At 47.8% G+C, this 19,890-nt stretch carries 17 protein-coding genes; 7 read left to right on the top strand and 10 right to left on the bottom strand.

The window, feature by feature from the left end; genetic code table 11:
* Positions 1-2: 2 nt before the first annotated feature.
* Positions 3-1,268, bottom strand: a complete 1,266-nt coding sequence (locus tag AC2FC2_RS14495; RefSeq protein ID WP_404760881.1) for an MFS transporter — start codon at positions 1,266-1,268, stop codon at positions 3-5.
* A gap of 569 nt (positions 1,269-1,837) precedes the next feature.
* A complete protein-coding gene (locus AC2FC2_RS14490; RefSeq protein ID WP_490659441.1) occupies positions 1,838-2,782 on the bottom strand; it encodes a LysR family transcriptional regulator in 945 nt (314 codons plus the stop codon).
* A gap of 147 nt (positions 2,783-2,929) precedes the next feature.
* On the opposite strand from AC2FC2_RS14490, the gene AC2FC2_RS14485 reads away from it, so the two are divergent.
* A complete protein-coding gene (locus AC2FC2_RS14485) occupies positions 2,930-3,319 on the top strand; it encodes a tautomerase family protein (protein WP_490659440.1) in 390 nt (129 codons plus the stop codon).
* Between the two features lie 43 nt (positions 3,320-3,362).
* Here AC2FC2_RS14485 and AC2FC2_RS14480 read toward each other — a convergent pair whose 3' ends face one another.
* Complete coding sequence (locus AC2FC2_RS14480) at positions 3,363-5,129, bottom strand: ABCB family ABC transporter ATP-binding protein/permease (protein WP_490659464.1); 1,767 nt, start codon at positions 5,127-5,129, stop codon at positions 3,363-3,365.
* Between the two features lie 212 nt (positions 5,130-5,341).
* Here AC2FC2_RS14480 and AC2FC2_RS14475 point away from each other — a divergent pair, with 212 nt between their 5' ends.
* The 3 genes from AC2FC2_RS14475 (at position 5,342) to cbpM (ending at position 7,310) form a co-directional block, all read left to right on the top strand.
* Positions 5,342-5,911 (top strand): HdeD family acid-resistance protein, encoded by a 570-nt coding sequence (locus AC2FC2_RS14475; protein WP_490659439.1) that lies wholly within the window; start codon positions 5,342-5,344, stop codon positions 5,909-5,911.
* Positions 5,912-6,076: 165 nt separating this feature from the next.
* On the top strand, positions 6,077-7,012 hold the full coding sequence (gene cbpA / locus AC2FC2_RS14470; RefSeq protein ID WP_209639680.1) for a curved DNA-binding protein: 936 nt from the start codon (positions 6,077-6,079) through the stop codon (positions 7,010-7,012).
* Positions 7,005-7,310 (top strand): chaperone modulator CbpM, encoded by a 306-nt coding sequence (cbpM, locus tag AC2FC2_RS14465; RefSeq protein ID WP_404760884.1) that lies wholly within the window; start codon positions 7,005-7,007, stop codon positions 7,308-7,310. The genes cbpA and cbpM overlap by 8 nt, the downstream gene beginning before the upstream one ends.
* Before the next feature lie 974 nt (positions 7,311-8,284).
* On the opposite strand, the gene AC2FC2_RS14460 is transcribed toward cbpM, so the two are convergent.
* Both AC2FC2_RS14460 and AC2FC2_RS14455 read right to left on the bottom strand, forming a co-directional pair.
* Positions 8,285-9,625: an anaerobic C4-dicarboxylate transporter gene (locus AC2FC2_RS14460; protein ID WP_265556519.1), complete on the bottom strand. Its 1,341-nt coding sequence runs from the start codon at positions 9,623-9,625 to the stop codon at positions 8,285-8,287.
* Positions 9,626-10,416: 791 nt separating this feature from the next.
* Positions 10,417-11,358 (bottom strand): AraC family transcriptional regulator, encoded by a 942-nt coding sequence (locus AC2FC2_RS14455; protein WP_490659438.1) that lies wholly within the window; start codon positions 11,356-11,358, stop codon positions 10,417-10,419.
* 161 nt (positions 11,359-11,519) lie between these two features.
* Between AC2FC2_RS14455 and AC2FC2_RS14450 the strand changes: the two genes are divergently transcribed.
* Entirely contained in the window at positions 11,520-12,353 is an 834-nt protein-coding gene (locus AC2FC2_RS14450; RefSeq protein WP_209639669.1) for an oxidoreductase, read from the top strand.
* A gap of 142 nt (positions 12,354-12,495) precedes the next feature.
* Here the strand turns inward: AC2FC2_RS14450 and AC2FC2_RS14445 are convergent, their stop codons facing one another.
* On the bottom strand, positions 12,496-12,945 hold the full coding sequence (locus AC2FC2_RS14445; protein WP_265556521.1) for a GNAT family N-acetyltransferase: 450 nt from the start codon (positions 12,943-12,945) through the stop codon (positions 12,496-12,498).
* A 246-nt stretch (positions 12,946-13,191) separates the two neighbouring features.
* On the opposite strand from AC2FC2_RS14445, the gene AC2FC2_RS14440 reads away from it, so the two are divergent.
* Positions 13,192-13,806: a 2OG-Fe dioxygenase family protein gene (locus AC2FC2_RS14440; RefSeq protein ID WP_490308780.1), complete on the top strand. Its 615-nt coding sequence runs from the start codon at positions 13,192-13,194 to the stop codon at positions 13,804-13,806.
* The gene (locus tag AC2FC2_RS14435) at positions 13,803-15,032 is read left to right on the top strand and encodes a cysteine desulfurase-like protein (protein WP_490659437.1); all 1,230 of its coding nucleotides are present in this window, start codon (positions 13,803-13,805) and stop codon (positions 15,030-15,032) included. Before AC2FC2_RS14440 ends, AC2FC2_RS14435 begins: the two co-directional genes overlap by 4 nt.
* Positions 15,033-15,232: 200 nt before the next feature.
* Here AC2FC2_RS14435 and AC2FC2_RS14430 read toward each other — a convergent pair whose 3' ends face one another.
* The 4 genes from AC2FC2_RS14430 to AC2FC2_RS14415 all read right to left on the bottom strand — a co-directional run bounded on the left by AC2FC2_RS14430 (position 15,233) and on the right by AC2FC2_RS14415 (position 19,265).
* Positions 15,233-16,054: an inositol monophosphatase family protein gene (locus tag AC2FC2_RS14430; protein WP_490659436.1), complete on the bottom strand. Its 822-nt coding sequence runs from the start codon at positions 16,052-16,054 to the stop codon at positions 15,233-15,235.
* A gap of 264 nt (positions 16,055-16,318) precedes the next feature.
* Positions 16,319-16,861, bottom strand: coding sequence for an NUDIX hydrolase (locus AC2FC2_RS14425; RefSeq protein WP_209639658.1), 543 nt, complete (start codon positions 16,859-16,861; stop codon positions 16,319-16,321).
* A 149-nt stretch (positions 16,862-17,010) separates the two neighbouring features.
* Positions 17,011-18,234: an aminotransferase class III-fold pyridoxal phosphate-dependent enzyme gene (locus tag AC2FC2_RS14420; RefSeq protein WP_265556526.1), complete on the bottom strand. Its 1,224-nt coding sequence runs from the start codon at positions 18,232-18,234 to the stop codon at positions 17,011-17,013.
* 17 nt (positions 18,235-18,251) lie between these two features.
* Positions 18,252-19,265 carry a TauD/TfdA family dioxygenase gene (locus AC2FC2_RS14415; protein ID WP_265556527.1) on the bottom strand — a complete coding sequence of 338 codons (1,014 nt, stop codon included), beginning with the start codon at positions 19,263-19,265 and terminating at the stop codon, positions 18,252-18,254.
* Positions 19,266-19,890 lie beyond the last annotated feature (625 nt).

The following is a 19,890-nucleotide window of genomic DNA, read 5'->3' as shown; positions in this document are numbered from 1 at the left end:
TTTCAGACGTCGGCGACACCCTGACTTTTCAACGTTCTTCGGCTAACCACTGCGGGTGCCGTTTCATCGAGAAAACAACTTAAGACCACGGCGCAAGCAGCCCCAATGGCTGCCAGCCACATCACACTGACCAAGCCATAACGATCGGCGATAAAACCTGCGGTAAAAGGTGCCAGGCAGCCACCAATGACTTCACCAATGCCCATCACCAGTCCCAGCGCGGTGGCAATACGGGCTTTTGATACGGTTTCTGAAGGGATCGTCGCCATAAACAAGGTGAAGCAGCCCAAACCGGTATACGACAGAAACACCAACCCACCCAAAAGCCACAGGTTATCGACGTAACTCAGAAATAGTGGGCAGCAAATCGCCAGCAGTGAGAAGAAAATTAATGTCGGTTTACGGCCGATGCGGTCTGAAATTGCCGGCACCGCAACGCCCCAGAAAACCCAGGCCACGCCGATAGCGCTCATGATGCCGCCCATTGCCCCTTCGCTGAAGCCACGCGCGGTCACCAGGAAACTGGGGGTAAAAGTAATAATGACCATAAACCAGGTGACGAATACGCAAGAAATCAGGATGCACAACACCACGTTTTTAATTTTGAACAGCTCGGTGTAAGCAGCCTTTTCCAACCGATCTTTTGCCGCGGGTTCGTCAACAAAAGACGGATTCTTTTTGCCGTCGACATATTTATAAATTAACCAGGCCAGAATAATCCCCGGTAAGGCTGTCAGATGGAAAGCCATACTCCAGCCCCACTTTTGAGCCAGGTAAATAATGAGCGGCGGCGCGATAATGCCCCCCAATAACCCCGGTGCGGCCCCCTGGATCAATCCCATATTGAATCCACGCCGCTGCGGTTGTGATTTTTCTACCATCAATGACTGTGCAATCGGCAATACGGGCCCTTCAGCAATCCCCATCAACGCACGGAATATCAGCAACATGGCGAAACCGTTAACCCACCCCGACAAGGCAGAAAAGAGAGAAAACACCACAATAGAGGCAATGAGCATGGGCTTGCGGATATTAAAACGATCGGCAATCGCGCCTAATCCTGCTCCCGACAGTGCCCAGGTCAGCGCCAATACGGCAGACAACGTGCCAAGGTGCACATTACTCAGCTGCAAATCGGCAGCAATCATGGGGAATAAGAAAGATATGGTTAAACGATCAACAAAAACGCAGCCAAAAACGAAAAAGAGAATCACCAGTAATCTGTTTTCTTCATTGACTCCCGAACCATATCCCGTCGATTTCTTCATGATGTGCTCTGCCTGTTAGTAAGCTCATAAATGACGATTTGCTTGTTCGCAACCCCTGAGTGACAAGCCAAAATAACGGGCCATTCTTTTTTCGAGGTTGTTGTTAATATGTTAACGATTTAAATTTATCGCAAGCGAGCGGGCTGTCAACTGGGCTATGGCGGCGGCCAGGAAATCTTGAAAGTGGGTACATTACAGGTGGGTTATTATTAACATTGTTTATTTTACTGCACTGTTATTTCTCTATTTACGTCTCTCAACCGGTACTCTTTACGCCATCAAATTGCGTTGACTTGTCACTTTCATAAATATATTAACGTTTCACATGTTAGATTTGTTTATTATTTAATTTAACGCGTCGATATTTCGAATCATTTTTATCTATTGAATTTATGCCATTTACCCAGCATTAACGTTATTCATTAACTCCATTGGGTAAGCCACTCACCGGACATTACATTAACGTGACTGAATCGTAAAAATACCTGTAGCGTGACGTGAATCACAGCAATACACCCGACCACAATGCTTTGCAGGGGTGATTGGGACGATTTATCACGGCTGAATTATCAACGGATGAAAAATCCGTCGGCAAACGCGCCGCGCAAATAATGACTGAATTCCGTTACCACTCGCGACACCTGGGGCGCATAGGGCCGTACGACATAAAGGCTGTCTGCAAAGGCATTGACCGGCCGCCAATCAGGCAGTACCTCTATTAGCCTTCCGTCTGTCAGCGCCTGTTGTGCGCTAAAGTCCGGCAGCAAAGCAATCCCCAAGCCTTCAGTGGCCGCATCCCGTATCGATTCGCTGTTATTGGTCGCAAACGGGCCACTGACGGGCACGTGAACCTTTTCCGCGTTGCCTTGCTGTGGGTGTTTGGTGACAAAACGCCAGCCGGGCTGTTCCCCTTTACGCGGGTAATAAAGACATTGATGCGCTTGCAGATCGTTCGGCGATAGCGGCATCCCCTGACGTTTCACATAGTCTGCCGACGCCACCGCCAGCGTTTCAGTCTGACAAAGGCGCCAGGCGACATGCGTTTCGGGCAAGTTATCACTGTGGCGAATGGCCAAATCAAACCCTTCGGTGGTTAATGACACCAGTCGATCAGAAACCTCAAGCTGGACCCGCACCTCAGGGTTGGCATGCAGAAAACCGGTAATTCGCGGTACCAATTGCTGGCGAGAAAACGCCACCGGCGCTGTCACCCGAACCGTGCCACGTAGTGGCCCGCCGGCATCACAAATACCAGAAAAACTCTGCTTTATTTGCGCAAAAGGCTGGCGTAGCTCTTCCACCAACCTCAATCCCGCCTCGGTCAGTCTGACACTGCGGGTGGTACGCTGTACCAATGGCACCCCGGCCAGCGTTTCGATCTCTTTAATTTTTTGGCTCATTGCCGCTTTGCTGACATCCAGCCGCTCTGCCGCCCGGGTAAAGCTACCCTGTTCAGCCAATACGGTGAGCCAGTGCAAATGGGTCCACAAGGTTTCTATTTTAGGGTTTTTCATCGTGACTGTTCAGTTATATAAACAATGAATTCAAGTATAGCGCTTCTTCCCACAGGGGTGTATGGCTAAGATGGGCTCTCAAAGGCGATGATAAAACGCTGCCCTGCACCTCCATGAAATCATTAACTCACTGACAGGATTATGAAAATGCCATTACTTATCTTTGACGTTATCGAGGGCCGCAATGAAGCCGAACTGAAAACGCTGCTCGACGCCGCCCACCGTGCCGTACTCAGCGCCTTCGACGTGCCGCAGCGCGATCGCTACCAAATTGTTCATGAAAACAAAGCTCACCATTTGGTGATAGAAGACACGGGCCTTAATTTGACCCGCACTCGTAATCTGGTGGTCATTCGGGTGATCACCAGCCCGCGGCCTGAAGAACAGAAACAGCGATTTTATGCTGAACTCAGCCGTGAACTGCGGGAAAGCTGCGGGATTGAAGGCAATGACTTGATGGTCTCAATTACCACTAACAGCAAGGGCGACTGGAGTTTCGGTAATGGCGTGGCACAGTACCTGACCGGCGATCTTTAACCCTTGTGATTCCCCAGGCTAAGCCGCCTGGGGATGTGTATCGTCAGGGCTGCTGTTCGTCGTTATATTGGTTTTGCCACATGGCGGCATAGCGGCCATTGCTGGCCAGCAAGGCCTCATGCCGCCCACGTTCGACGATTTCCCCCGCCTCTAGCACGATGATTTCATCAGCATCAACGACCGTGGACAGGCGGTGCGCAATGACCAGCGTCGTATGATCGCGGCTCACCTCGCGCAAGTGCGCCTGAATCTCGCGTTCAGTCTGGGTATCCAGTGCACTGGTTGCCTCATCAAACACCAGAATCGCGGGGTTTTTCAGGATAGTGCGAGCAATCGCTACCCGCTGTTTTTCCCCACCGGAAAGCTTAAGCCCACGCTCACCCACTCGGGTTTCATACCCGTCGGGCAGACTGACGATAAAGTCATGAATATGCGCCAATTTGGCTGCCCGTTCGATCTCTGCCTGGCTTGAGCCCGTTTTACCGTAGCCGATGTTGTAGCCCAGCGTATCGTTGAATAACACGGTGTCCTGCGGCACGATGCCAATCGCCCCACGCAGACTGGCCTGCTTCAAACTGCGGATATCCTGGCCGTCAATCGAAATGGTGCCATTGTTCACATCATAGAAACGGAACAACAGCCGGGACAGCGTAGACTTGCCGGCACCCGAGGCCCCCACCACAGCCACCGTGTGGCCCGCTGGAATGGTAAAGCTGACATTTTTCAGGATGGGACGGCGCACATCATAGCCAAAACTGACCGAATCAAAGCACACTTCACCGGCTTTCAACCGCAGCGCCGCTGCATCTGGTTTATCGACAATCTCCTGCTCTTCCTGCAGCAAATCGAACATGTTTTCCATATCGATCAACGCCTGCCTGACTTCAGCATAAATAAAGCCGAAAAAGTTGAGCGGCTGATAGAGTTGCAATAGATAGGCATTCACCAACACAAAGTCGCCGACCGTCATCCGCCCCTGCACGATACCCTGTGCCGCCATCGCCATCATCACGATCAACCCGATAGAGATAATGGCGGTTTGCCCGAGGTTGAGGGCGGTAAAACTGAACTGGTTCTTAATCGCGGCGTATTCATACAAGCGGCGCGACATGTTGAAACGGTCTGCCTCAAAGTCTTCGTTACCGAAGTATTTGACCGTCTCATAATTGAGCAGGCTGTCGATAGATTTGGTATTGGCATCGGCATTGGCTTGGTTGAGTTCGCGTCTAAAACGCGTACGCCAACTGACCGCCATCACGGTGAACAGAATATAGCAGCAGACCGTCGCTAAAATTGCCAGAGCAAACCAGCCGTTTAGCAAATGCCACATAATCACCGACACCAGGGTGATTTCAAACAGGATGGGGAAAATGGAAAACAACAGCCGCGAAAGCACTGTCGCTACGGCCTGAGTACCCCGTTCAATCGATAACGATAGCCCGCCAGTCTGGCGCTCCAGATGAAAGCGTAGGCTCAGCGCATGCAACTGCCTAAACACTCGCAGCCCTAACAACCGGGTAGCATTCTGACTGACGTGCACAAACATCACGTTGCGCAGCTCTTCAAATAACGCCGCGCCAACGCGCGCAACGCCATAAGCCAGGATCAAACCAATGGGTATGGCCAGCATTTTGGCCGTTTCGCCGCTCAAGGCGTCGATCATGGCTTTGTACGCCAGGGGGACTAACGTCGTGCTTACCTTAGATATCACCATGAAAACAAAGGCGATAACCAAGTAATAACGTAACTTCAGATTATCTTTGGGCCAGAGATAAGGCAGCAAAAATTTCAGTAAGCGGGAGCGGTCTATCATTGGGTATCTATTATCTCAGTCAACATAGCCGCATTGGCTTTTATCTATTCTGGCACGTCTGCCATGAAAAACCTTATGGAATCCACCCACACAGCTCTTTTGGATCCCGACAAAAATACGCCGTTTCGAAGCATCATCCCCAAAGTGGCGTGTTCCACTATAATTGTCAGTAAAACTGTACAGGACATTCAAAATAAGGGAGTTCTATCATGCTAAACATGGGCCATCGTCATTCGTTGATTATCGATGAACAGAGTTTAAAGAAACAACGTACCCCGCTGTTAATCATCTCAATATTGTTGCTATTGGGCGGCCTTTTCTGCCTGTTCAGCCCCTTTGCCTCCGGCGCGGCGATCAGTGTGGTCGTGGGTATTTTCTTGTTACTAAGCGGCTTTGCACTTATTTTCGGTATGATTGCCAACCGGCTGCAAAATACCTGGCCGATGATCGGCGGCATTCTGCTCGGGATGGCTTATCTTATTATCGGCTACGTATTTATCACCCACCCTGCGGTCGGTATTTTCGCCATGGCGGTTTACCTCGCCGTCTTGTTTGCATTGGGTGGGATCGTACGGTTGATCGCCGGATATAAACTGCGCGAGCTTCCGGGAAGCTGGCTGCAATTTGTGATTGGCATTTTGGATCTGGCCATTGCCTGGCTGTTGTTCAGCGCTGACCCAATGACATCAGTGGTACTGGTCACCACCATTGTGGGTATCGAAATGCTGTTCAGCTCGTTCAGCTTATTCCAGGTTGCCCGGCAGCTGAAACGCGCATGATCTCTCAGCGGAGCTACCCCGCTCCGCTTTCTCTGACATTTGGCTGCCCAGCCACACAATTAGGTTGGTACTTCGGCAGCCAACTGCCCTACTATAAGTAAAGTTTCACCCAATGCAGGCTCAACGATTTCCCCTGACGAAAAATTGAAGTGAGATGATAACGCTATGGAATTCAAGGACTACTATGCCATTTTAGGGGTTAAGCCGTCAGACGATCTTAAGGCAATCAAAACCGCCTATCGCCGGCTGGCGCGAAAATATCACCCCGACGTCAGTACCGAATCAAATGCCGAGGAACAATTCAAACTGGTCGCCGAAGCCTATGAAGTACTGAAAGACGACGAACGACGTGCTGAATACGATCAACTTCTGCAACACCGTAACGACCCCAACTTTGGCCGCCAGACACAGCATGGCCATGGCAATGCCCACAGCGCTGAAGACTTTTCCGATATCTTTTCCTCTATGTTCGGTGAACATGCGCGTGCTCAGCAACATCGCCAAAGGCGCCAAGGCATGCGCGGCCAAGATATTGAAATGGAAGTCGCTATCTTCCTGGAAGAAACACAGGCAGAGCAAACCCGCACTATTCGCTATAGCCTGCCGGTGTATAACGCGTTCGGCATGGTAGAGCAGGAAATTCCTAAAACCCTTAATGTGAAAATCCCTGCCGGCGTTGGTGATGGTGAGCGTATTCGCCTGAAAGGCCAGGGTGCACCAGGCACTGACGGCGGCGCTAACGGCGATCTCTACCTGATTATCCGCATAGCTCCTCATCCGCTGTTCGACATTGTCGGGCACAACCTTGAGATCGTCCTGCCGGTAACGCCTTGGGAAGCGGCCTTAGGTGCCAAGGTCCCCGTACCGACCCTAAAAGACAGTATTCTGTTGACCATCCCTGCCGGCAGCCAAACCGGGCAGCGTTTGCGCATCAAGGGAAAAGGCCTGGTCGGGAAAAAAGAAACCGGGGATTTATATGCAGTGATCAAAGTCATGATGCCACCAAAACCGGACGAGAAAAGCGCTGCACTGTGGCAACAGCTGGCAGAAGCTCAGAAGACCTTTGATCCACGTAAAGAGTGGAGTAAGCAAAATGGCTAACGTAAAAGTAACTTTCACCATAACCGAGTTTTGCCTGCACACCGGCGTAACACAAGATGAACTCACGGAAATCGTTGGGTTAGGCATGATTCAACCGCGTGATCTCACAACTGAAGAGTGGATCTTCGACGATCGCGCACTGATCACTTTTCATCGCGCCGAGCAATTGCATCGCGAGCTGGCACTCGACTGGCCCGGCATTGCGGTGACGCTGACGTTGCTGGATGAGATCGAGCATCTACGCAAAGAAAACTCTCAGTTACACCAAAGGCTGGCACGCTTTATCAGCAAGCCCTGATGTTGTGAAAACAGCCCGTTGCACCTGCAGTGGGCTGTGTCAGACGCCGACAGCGTTCATCGTCGAAATATCCCCCCCTCTGCCGCCCTCATTCTTCCTCACTGGCGGAACGGGAAAATCCCTCTGCTGCTGCCTCCTTCCACACGGAAAACCAACATAACCGATACCCTCTGAAGAGATCATGTTGATAAAAAATATGCACTCGGCGATGTTTAACTGATGATTAATATGAATACTGTTAATAAAGACATGTCATTAAAAACATGTTATTAAAAACAGTATTGACACCCCTATCAAAACAAGTAGATTAGTAATCATCAGCAGCGAAACAATAGCTTGCTGTTAATAGTGAAAGTATTAAAGTTAAGTTGATAAAGTTATTTTTGCGATAAAGGCCACGAAGTGATTTTTGTATGGGCCATTAATGTAGAGAAAACAACACTCTCATTATATGACGCTTTAAGGCCACGTAGTCAGTATCTACAATCGCAGGGTGTGAACCAAAACGCGATGATGTAAGGCCATGTTTTAATTGTTATTTGTTTGCGATCATTTTTCAAGACAGTGCAACAAGATCGCAACGGAAGTGAGGCCACGCATCAAAGAGTCTATATCGCAAGGGGAGATGTACCTGTTTAATATGCCAAATATTCGAGTATTGAGATTGGCCTAAAGTCTAAACTGGTAAATAGAGGGAGGATTGAGTTAACCCAATATTATCTGTGTTAAACCTGTACATTTAACGATAGAACCTTAGCAGTAAGAAATTAGTAAGTTCATTAATGTTAAATTTGAAGTCAATAGTACCTTAAAAGCCCTGGCAGACATTGTCAGGGCTTTTATCTTTTATATCCATACGCCAGTAATGTGGGATGAAAGCAGCACTCTGGGCAGAGAAGAGCCCCCGCTCCCACCCCACGATCTCATCGACCCTGAGGTTGCTCTCCGCATAACCAACCACTGCGACGGATCCGTTACAGGAACCCGTATGCGGCAGCCAAGACCCACCCCATCACGCACGACACAGAAACCCCGATCAGACCTACCATGATGAAACTGTGGTTAATCACAAACCGCCCGATATTTGTCGTTCCTGAACGGTCGAACTGAATGGCAGCCAGATCGCTTGGGTAGGTCGGTAGAATATAGTAACCATAACACGCCGGTGCAGAAGCAACGATGTAAGCAGGATCAACCCCGATGGCCAGTGCCACAGGAACAATCGCTGCAAGTGCAGCAGCCTGCGAATTAACAAACTTGGAAACGATAAGCAAAACGATGGCATAGGCCCAAGGATATTCTTTCACAATGGTGCCCAGCACTGACTCAATTTCTTTCAAATGAGCACCGAACATTGTCTCAGCCATCCAGGCAATACCGTAAACAGCCACTATGGCAATCATCCCTGAACGGAAAACCTCGTTTTTAGAGATAGACGCTGGGTTTGTTTTGGTAGCAATAATGATTACCGCACCAGAACACAACATGAACATCTGGATAACCAACACCATAGAGAGTGGTTTGCCATTAATGAGTGGACGCAGTTCAGAGAAAGCCCCTAATAGCGCGACAATAACGATGGTCGCCAAGAAAATCCACATCGCTACCCAATTGCTGGTTGGGAGCTTTTTATCCAATAAGGTTGCTGTATCACCGTATACGTATTTGTAGTTTTCCGGGTCTGAAATGAAACTCTGGAATTTCTCATCTTTATCCAGATCTTTACCCCGGAACCAACTGAAGATACCAATAGCAAGAATACCGCACAGGGTAGAGGGTATCGTAATCGCCAGCAGATCGAGAAACTCAAGATGTTTACCATTAAAGGTAAAATTGCCCAACATGGCGACCAGCGATACAACGGCCACGGATACCGGGCTGGCAATAATCCCCATCTGTGCACCAATAGAGCTGGCAGCCATCGGCCTTTCCGGGCGAATATTGTTCTTGATTGCCACGTCATAAATAATGGGCAATATCGTGTATACCACGTGCCCAGTACCACAGAGAATGGTCAAAATGCAGGTAACAAACGGCGCAACAATGGACACATACTTAGGGTTACGTCGCAGTAAACGCTCTGCAATTTGCAACATCACATCAAGTCCCCCTGATGCTTGTAGCGTCGCTGATGCTGCCACTACCGCGATGATAACCAGCATCACATCAACAGGGGGTTTCCCTGGCGGCAAGTGAAAAACGAAAACCAGTATAATTAACCCGATACCGCCAAGTAACCCCAGCGCAATACCACCCTTTCTGGCCCCGTAAAAAAGGCAGATCAGTATGACAATAAGTTGAATCGTAAATAACATGTGAACCTCATTTTTATTGTTAAGATGATTAATAATTCACTTCTTTTCATTTTCATTGAGGGATTAAGATCACAGATAGTTAGTTTTCATCATTAAAAAAGCCCAATAAAATCAGGCGGAAACCAGTTTGTTTTATTAAAGTTATCATTATGTTTTTCGTGTAAATGAATGGCTACCAAACCCATACATTCATGTAAAAGCACATCATTAAAAGACCTAATAAACGTCTTATACGGCGTAATGTGTGGAATAAAGGAAATAGCCACAATGACAGCAATAATATATTTTAGACACAATATTTTAAATAATAGTCAGCATTGATTTAACATGAGGAAAGGCTGACCATGAGCCAATATCGCGAACTAGGCTTTCTATCTCTTGAAACAGAAAACAGTACATTGGTAATCCAGCGGTAATTATCGCAGCCTTATGCCACCCTCATTCAGTGGCTGTTCTCGACACCTATCATTAGGATTTTTACCTAAAAAAGCAGATTCAATTCAATTGCGTTAAGAATCATCTTAAAATAAATGCGGCATATTTATGGATGCAGGATCCCAAGGAATAGGATGAACAATAAGGATCGTAAACCCGGCTATCAGGTTGAGTATGGTGAAGAGTGGAAACCGGAAAAAACCTCTAAATGGTTTTGGGTCGCAATAATAAGCATTATCGGTATTTTAATCGCAATATCGTGAGCGTTATACGCTCACGCGGCAAAGAGGCGCTCCGCCATAATCTCATCGATAAGATATTAGCGAAGATAAACTCGACGTATCCGCACAAGCTAATCAGTGAGAAGAAATAAAATCAGAAGGCGTAACCGGTGCAGGCAATGAGAAGTTCTGTTTCATTCGAGCCACTTCACCGATCGGCGTTAACCCGAACAAACGCTTAAATTCACGGCTGAATTGCGAAACGCTTTCATACCCGACCCGTGCACTTGCCGCTGAAGCGGTGAGATTATTCCGCAACATCAGCAATCTGGCCTGATGCAATCGCGTGGACTTAAGGTATTGTATGGGGGATGTCTCAGTAATGGTTTTAAAATGGCTATGAAAAGTGGCCAGGCTCATGCCCGCCTCTTTTGCCAGTGCATTCACATCAAGATACGAGTCATATTCCGCATGCAGCTTGCGCAACGCCTTAGCCACTTTCCCAAACTGCCCCTGCATGGTCAGTGCACTGCGGAGTGTTTGCCCCTGAGCGCCCGTCAGAACACGGTAATAGATCTCCCGCACCATCGCCTGCCCCAATATTTCGGCATCCAGTGGTGACGCCATCACCTGCAGGAAACGTAAAACTGAATGGCTCATGGCATCATCCATCGGACTCGACACCATACTCCGAGGCGGTGCGCTGACGCTCTGCCCACGATCGGCAAGGTGCAACAGCAGATCGGCCGCGACGGTGAAGTCCAATCGCATATAAATAGCCAGCATAGGCTCTGAAGCACTGGCATCCGTTTCCATCGTAAACGGCACAGGAATGGATACCATCAGGTAATGTTGTGCATCATATAAATAGACATCCTTTCCCAAGAAGCCGCGTTTTCTTCCCTGCACAACAATGACGATCCCCGGCTCATATAATACCGGCGTGCGCAGCAACGGACGGTTGGAACGCAAAAAACGTACGTCAGCCAAAGCCGTGAGGTTGTAGCCTTCACGCGGTGTCAGCCTATCCAACAGCGCGATCATCTGGCCGGTAACCCCAGAAGAAGAAATTGCCATACACACCTGCAAAGCGACGTAGAAGGGAATGTAAGTTTGACACTCAGTAACGGGGGCGTCCAGCGAGCTCAGAGGAATAGGCAAACATCAGAGAGGATCATGGCTACGGATTTTGCCCTACCCGCCCTATGCTGCTTGTCCCCCTTACCGAGGATAACGTCATGCATTCATCAAAATTATTTTTTATCACCGGCGTCAGCAGCGGCTTTGGCCGTGCACTGGCAGAAGCAGCACTGGAAGCAGGTCACCGCGTAGTAGGAACACTGCGCAACCAGCAAGCCAAAGATGAATTCGACGCTCTGGCACCTGGCCGCTGTTTCGGTCGGATCCTTGATGTCACGAATTTTACCGACGTCGGTCCGCTGGTTGCCGATGTAGAACAAGAGATTGGCGCCGTTGACGTGCTGGTAAATAATGCCGGCTATGGCCATGAAGGAATAATGGAGGAGTCCCCCATCAGTGACGCCATTCACCAATTTGAGGTCAACGTGTTTGGTGCAATAGCCGTTATTAAGGCTTTTCTGCCCTATTTCCGCACACGCCGCGCTGGCCATATTATCAATATTACCTCAATGGGTGGATTCATTACCTTACCGGGGATCAGCTACTATTGTGGCAGCAAATTCGCCTTGCAAGGTATCTCCGAAACCCTGACCAAAGAGCTTAAACCCTTTAATATTGCGGTCACCGCGATTCAACCAGGATCTTTCCGGACAGACTGGGCTGGGCGTTCAATGGTGCGCTCACCACGTAGCATCAGTGATTACGATCAGAGTTTTGGGCCGATTCGTGAGACACGCGAAAAACGCAGTGGCCATCAACCTGGCGATCCGGTTAAGGCCGCCAAAGCCATTCTGCAACTCCTCGATAGCCCTGCGCCACCGGCATCATTGCTGCTTGGCAGCGACGCCGTCATGTATGTCAGAGAAAAACTGCATCAGATGAACACTGATATTAATGCCTGGGAAGCCGTCAGTCGCTCAACCGATGGCTAATACCCCTCTCCCTACCTTATAAAGGACCAGCATTAGTCTTACTGCCGGTATTGCCGGCAGTAAGTGCTGACTGGGTGGGGCGATGCCGTTGCTGCCATCCGCGTGTCGAGCGAGCATTGTGAGGACACCAGATGACAGCGCACTAGATGTTCAGGCTGTAGTAATGTTCATCCTTGTCGACTTTGCCGGTAAAGGTGAACCCAAAAGAGAGATACATTTTTTGCGCAACCAGGTTGTGTTCATCAATCATCAGCGTTACCTGCTTAACGCCGTTCTTTTTGAAGTAGCTCAGCATTGCCTCAAAGGAAGCGCGGCCCAGCCCCTGGCCGATAAATTTGTGGTCGAGCATATAGCGACAGATCTCAGCATCGGTCAGTTGATTCGCCCAGCGTTTGTACAGGAAAAAACCGATTAACTCCCCGTCGCGGTACAGCGCTCTGGGGTGGCATTCAGGAAAATAAGCCGCCTCAGAAATGGAGATCGCATTGCAGCAAATAAATGCTTCAAATAATGTCCCGACACCATCTTTGTTCGACGTCAGTTCACAAACATCAAAAACATTTTCGCGATCTATCTCACGTATCTCAATCATATAACCGTCTCAAATTTATCATTTTGTGAAGCTGAGCTCGTCATTCGGCGCCCCTTGTTCTTGGATTATACCCATTTTGTGTTCACCGCGGTTTACAGCTGCAACAGCAGGGCCGCGATCGACACCGACTAAAAATTGCGCTGGCTATAGTGTCGACTACAATTCAATCGAAATACCTCCCTACAAAAACAATATTGATTCATATTAGAGGTGATTATGTTGCAGAAACACGAAAACGTAATAAGTATGACTGTACTTAGCCATCAAGCCACCCGACAATTAATGCCCTCGTTTTCTTCATTGCCCCACACACAACACGCCGACGGCAAGTACCGCTTACGACGCTATTCGGTCGTCAAGCACGCCAATGGCCATGTGAGCGAGATTGGACCGCGCAATTTCGTTCAGTCTGATGAGATCAACCATTTTCAGGGCAACGTGGTACGCCGCTTCGAGCCGATTGACAGTGCCGTGCTGCAAAGCGCCGGGCTGGAGGAAATGTGTAATCTGTTTGCAGAAAGCAACGATCTGCCAGAAGGAGCCGAAATTGAAATTCACCAGATGCGCGTTGTCGCCATTCATAACGAAACGCAGGTAGCGCCGGAAGGTATTCATCAAGATGGTTTTGACCATATCGCGATGATCGCTATCCACAGGCAAAACATTGTCGGCGGCGAAATCATGCTATACGCCGATAGTCACCAGCCGCCGTTCTTTAAAAAAGCCCTGGCGGATGGCGAAGCCGTTTTACTGGCGGACAGTAAACTATGGCATAACGCTACGCCGATCAGCACCATTGTCCCGGAAGAAGAAGGATATCTTGATCTCTTTGTCCTGACAGCTCGGGGAGAAAAAGCATGACTTTTTCGCCCGAACTCGCCCGAGCCCAATTTAGTGCGCTATCCCAGCGTTATGATGATAAACCCGCGATCTTTTTCGATGGGCCAGGGGGATCTCAGGTTTCGCAAGCCGTGCTGGAAAAAATGACGGATTATCTGGGGAAATATAACGCCAATTTGGGCGGACACTATTTCTCCAGCCATAAGACGACCGAAGTCATGAACCAGGCACGGGAATCGGTACGTGCCTTTTTAAATGCGCCGTCGCCCGACAATGTCGTTTTTGGCATGAACATGACCTCGCTGACGTTCCACCTCAGCCGTATCATTAGCCGTAACTGGCAAGCCGGCGATGAGATTATCGTCACTGCGTTAGATCACTACGCCAACGTCTCCTGTTGGCAGCAGGCGGCAGCCGACAAACAGGTCACCGTGCATCAAATACCGCTGGAGCGCGCGGATTGCTCGTTGAACGCGGCCCGGCTGTGTGAAAGCATCACCGCCAAGACCAGACTCGTGGCCGTCAGCTATGCGTCCAACGTTACCGGCAGCATCGCCGACATTAAAACCATTACCGACGCCGCCCACCGTGTCGGCGCACAGGTGTATGTCGACGCCGTGCACTACGCTCCGCATAACCTGATCGATGTGCAAGCGCTTGGCTGTGACTTTTTAGTCTGTTCCGCCTATAAATTCTTCGGGCCGCATATCGGCATGGCCTATATCGCACCCCAGTGGTTGCAGCGTCTGCAGCCGTATAAAGTCGAGCCGGCCACCGACATCGGGCCAGGGCGTTTTGAAACGGGGACACAGAGCTTCGAAGGGCTCGCCGGCGTGACGGCAGCCATCGACTACCTGGCACAATGGGGCACGCCAGGGGCCCCACTCAGGCAGCGCTTGCAAGAAAGCTTTGCCGGTTATCACCAACATGAAGAGAGCCTGTGCCGGTACTTTTTGCAGCGTTTGCAGCACATAGACAGTATCCAACTCTATGGTTCACCTTCCGCGGATACCCAACGCCGTACGCCGACCTTTGCGTTGACCTTCAAGGAACATACCCCGGAACAGGTTGCTCGCCGCTTAGGGCAACACAATATCTGCGTCGGCAGCGGGCACTTCTATGCGCTGGGTTTAATTCAACAGTTGGGGCTGCAGGACAGCGGCGGCGTGCTGCGCGTCGGGATGATGCATTACAATACCCAGCAAGAAATTGACATGCTGTTTGAAGTGCTCGCCAGCGAAAGGTAGCGGAGCATCATACGCAAAGAGACTTCTGGGTAATGGGCAGCAGAATCACCAAAATCCACATCACCCACGTAGTGTCAGTAAAAAGCCCCTACGAGAATAGGGGCTTTTTACGACGAGATAGGCGCGAGCACAAACTCAAGGCCTTTACGGCACGGCACCTGCTGTATTCGTTGACCAACTATAAACCGGGTGGCTCATCATCAGGGCGTTAATAACTGAACCAGCGATTTGGCTAAATGCTCGCTTTTGGCGGTTAATAAGTTACCGCTTTTTAATATCCCGTGCTGATTGCCATTGAGATCCATGACGGTTAAGCCTGCCTCTCTGGCGCAAATGATGATAGCCGCGCTATCCCAGGGTTTCATTATGGTATCAATAGCCGCATCTGACGCCCCATTTAATACTGAGACGTGTTGGATACAATCCGCGGAAAATTTAAACAATTTTGCTCTCTCAAGAACAGAAATCAGATGCCATGGCGTATCGCCATTCTCAATCCATGTGGAAGTGCCATGCATCCCTGAGGAGGTTATGGTCGCTTGCTCTACACCTATTGGCGCGGTTTGAGCTGGCTCACTCAACAACTGCCTGGCATTGTTTTTTCCGGCGCTCATAAAGCACCCCAGATCTTTTCCTGCATATACCAACGTATTTATTGCGGGTAGCCCAATAGAGCCGAGTATAGGTTCACCGTTTTGGATTAGCGCAATCAGGGAACCGTATACTGGCATGCCTAATTTGTACCATGTGGTGCCATCAATAGGGTCGATAAGCCAATATAATTGGCAATCATCGGCAATGTCACAACCCAGTTCTTCACCATAGACAGGAATGTGCGGGGTCAGAGCCTGCAAGCTATCCCGGATATATCTTTCAGTTTCAATATCTGCTTCACTAACAATGCTCAAGTCTTTCTTTTCGAAAAATGTTACTTCATTTTTTCTGCTTTCAATAATGGAGAAGGAAGATAAAGCAATCTCTTTAACGTTTTGCAATAAGCCACTGAGTTCCATTTTGTTCATTGTTAATATCCACATCAATCATGCTTAAAATTCAAGATAACGAACCCCACAATGGATTTTATAGCAGCACCTCCATTGAGATATTTGGGGCCGTCACGTCAAGCCGTTAATATTAACACATGCCCCGACGGCATCCCCACAAGAGGTGCATTGAACATGCCGCGAAAAACACCCCGCAAAGGTGTTAAAAAACCCTCGGCTGCTTACATAACAGCTGTGCTTCCGCGACATGTCAAAGCCCCCTTCTTTCACTAACGATAACAATTAAAACAATTGCAGCGTTTTTTCTGCCATGCGGATAACAGCAAGATCGTCGGTGATATCTTTAACCTTATTAACCGGGATCCATTCCAATTTTTTTGATTCTTTGGACATACTGATTTCAGCATTCTGGCCTGCAACAAAACACAGGGTTATATCATAATGGAGATGCGCAGAGGCTTTAGGGTTTTCCGGTATTTTATGTATGTCAACATCAATGACGAAAGCGTCGTCTGCACTAATACTTTGGATACCACTTTCTTCTTGCGCTTCTCTCAAGCAAGCATCTAAAAACGACAAATCAGTCGGTTCGATGTGCCCACCTAACTGAAACCATCGATTTAGCTTGGCGTGAAGCGTCAAGAGCACCTTCGTTTTATCATGATTGAGCACCCATGCGGAGGCAGTGAAGTGCCCCTGCTTTGACTCTTCATAGAAGACATTATCTTGCTCACGAAGAATATTCAGCATATTGCATTTATGTTCTTCTTCTTTCGCATAGCTTGTTTTATAGCCTTCTAACAAACTGGATATTTCATTTTTCATGACGTTATACTCACTTTGCATTATAAAATAATGAAACCAATAAAATACTCACGCACATCACGTGGCAATATTTTAAATCCGTGAAAGGGTGAGGTGTGCAGCATCAAAAAACACCCGATACCATCCCGATGTGCTGTTTGCGCCATAGGCTACATCGCTGCTACCCAACTTTTCGCTGCTGCATAAGTTAAACTAAACAACTCGTCATGGTTTAGATCACAGTGTGCAAGGCTAACGAAGGAGTTATGCCCTTCCATAATCAATAAGCCATTCTTTAAAAGCTCAGCCTTGAAACGGCTTCTTAACGCATAATTGTTGACGATCTCTTGACTAAAGACCAAGTCAAACAAGGCATTGTCGAAAAGCGCCTTGGCGTTCACATAATTATCTGCACCCGCTTCTTTAAGTGCCAGGTTGAGCGTCGTGACGATAGCCTTGCCCGCTTGGGAAACCAGGTTATAACCGTCACACTCCCCCATAATCTCTGCGACAGCAATTGCGGCATGAGGGGAAAGTATTTCTTTGGTGTGAGTACCGCCAATACGGGCTTCACGGTAGACAGCAATGCTATCAGGCTTACCCATAAGGATTGCAAGGGGCAAACCGTTACCGATCGCCTTACCTAAAACCACGTAATCAGGATCGAAAGAGGCGTTATTCGCCAGATAGCCACCCGGGTTCGTTCTCCCCGCAGTCTTGGTCTCGTCTAATAACAACTTCACGCCATAGTTCTTGCACATGGCGATTGCCGCTTTAATCTTCTCTTCTGAGAAGAAAGCCAGCTGGTATACGTCCAATGCGAATATGGCAATATCATTTCCATGTTCTTGCAAGATGTGTTCTAGCTCAGTCAGGTCGCCATTAACCCAGTTGAAAACAGCCTCTTCACCGCTGACGCCGCGCATGCCATTCAAATAGCGTAAATCGTTTCTTTTCTCACTGCCCAATGCTTCATGCCAGCTCGGCGACATATAGAGTTGGGCATCATGCCATCCCAAAAAACCACATCGTACGATTTTTTTTCGCTCTGTTTGCATCATCGCGCATCTAAATGCAGCCGTTACTGCCTCGGAGCTGGTTTTAAATAAAGAGACAACGTTATAGCCGGCATAAACGTTTTCAAATACCTCTGATACCTGGCTATGTACCTCTCCAAATCCTGGGAACGACAACCCCAAGCTTAAGGCGTCAGTCAGCCTTCTGTTAAATTCTGGATGACTGTGACCAAGAATAACCGGCCCGATACCCAAAACAAAATCCAGGTACTGATTTCCGTTACTGTCTTCTATGCGATACCCTTTCCCCTTTCTAAACTGAATAGGTTGCCCATGTGAGTCTAAAAGTCTGTCGCTGCCAACTAATGGTGAAATCATGCCTATCATCCTTGTTTTCAAGCCGAAGCAATATGTTGTTTTTCTGGAAGGTGTTTTAGCTTTTTCCACGAGTTATGTGAAAAACCATACATTCTAATTAACCAGCGATCGTTGCCATCATAATTTGCAGAACTTGAAAGGTTATCTCTGCCATGCAAGGCAATCCTGTTATTTATGATAAGAACATCACCGGGCTGTAGGACAACTCTGTTGATGTATTTCGGATCGGACAGGTGTGTTTTTAGTTTTTCCAATGCTTCATTTGCTTCGTCATTGATCCCGACAAGCTTAGAATGGCTGTATCTTATGACCAGTCGACCATTGATATCCCCAATCACACTGATATTTTCTATTTTTGAATCAACATCAAAGCTGGACTGGCTACTGGCGATATATTCAGGCTTCATCAGCTGCTCTATCGTTGAATAACTTAAGTTATTCAAAATATCATCCAGTGACCAAACCGTTGTCGCTGCCTGAATCGGGTTTCTTAGGCAGGCCAAGGCAAAAACCTCGGGGGCAATGACTTGATTTCTTGTGTCATCAGGAAGCATTTCCGACCAATGGCCATTGACGACTTCTGTATGCGGGGAAAGGGATTTTGTAGAGCGAGACCAGGATTTTTCATTATTCTTGGCGGGCATAACCATATGCGCCAATCGGCCTTGCATTTCATTAAGATAAGAGGAAACGGTATGACCTGTGACACCTAACATAGCCATTAGCGTTGATGCTGGTTCAATCCATAAACTCGCATCGGGTGCTTCATCATTGCAAGGCGTCGGCGGTAATTTATCGGTTGAAAAACAATTCCTCATTAATAGATAGCCATATTTCTGCCGTTCTGAGAACCACGATAGCTCAGAGTAAACATCAACATCATTGGCTAACTGTTTGCGAATATTTTCCTCAGCGATACTTTTAACGATATATGGACTAATCTCTTGATTGTAAAGGGTGAATTTATTTTTAGTGATAATGTCTTTAAGATTAAAATCAGATAAATCAATTGATAGTCCCAGTGATGACAACTTAACATTCCGTGATAAATGCCTCACACATTATCTCCTTTGAGGTTAGTTAATAACAAAATAATTTCGTATATTACTATTACGCTCAATATCAAAGTAATTTGATATACGCTGTAAAAACCCAGGACACGTCATATTTAATTTCAATTTTTCATGCGATGACAGATCATTACTGATAGGTGTATAAAAGCTGTATCTTGAAGTGCGCATGTCAAAAATTTAAAAACATGCATATGGTATGGAAAATGGATACATGGGGGAATAACACTCCCTATCAATTTATTACAGTCACTATCCGTGTTGTCATTACAAGTGCTTATTCAATAACGGACAATAAAAACCAAACAACCCATTACTTTATGTTACAAATTCCGAACAAAGTATACAAACGCGCAACTTAATGTAAAGTTATTTTTTTTATTTTAAATGGCAACTATAACAATAAGCATTATTTGCTTGTTATATATATTCATGATCACTTAAAAAAACCTTGATCTATCTATGAATTGGAACCATGCTCAGCGTCATTAAGCGTTAATCTTCAAAGAAAAAGGCTATTATTAAGATAAAATAAGTAACTTATCTTATGTGATGTCTGACAAGCGCAGCGGCCATCGTAACGACT

Source organism: Serratia sp. CoH_122_TC_1 (assembly GCF_058191755.1).
This window is presented reverse-complemented; position numbering and strand designations above follow the sequence as displayed.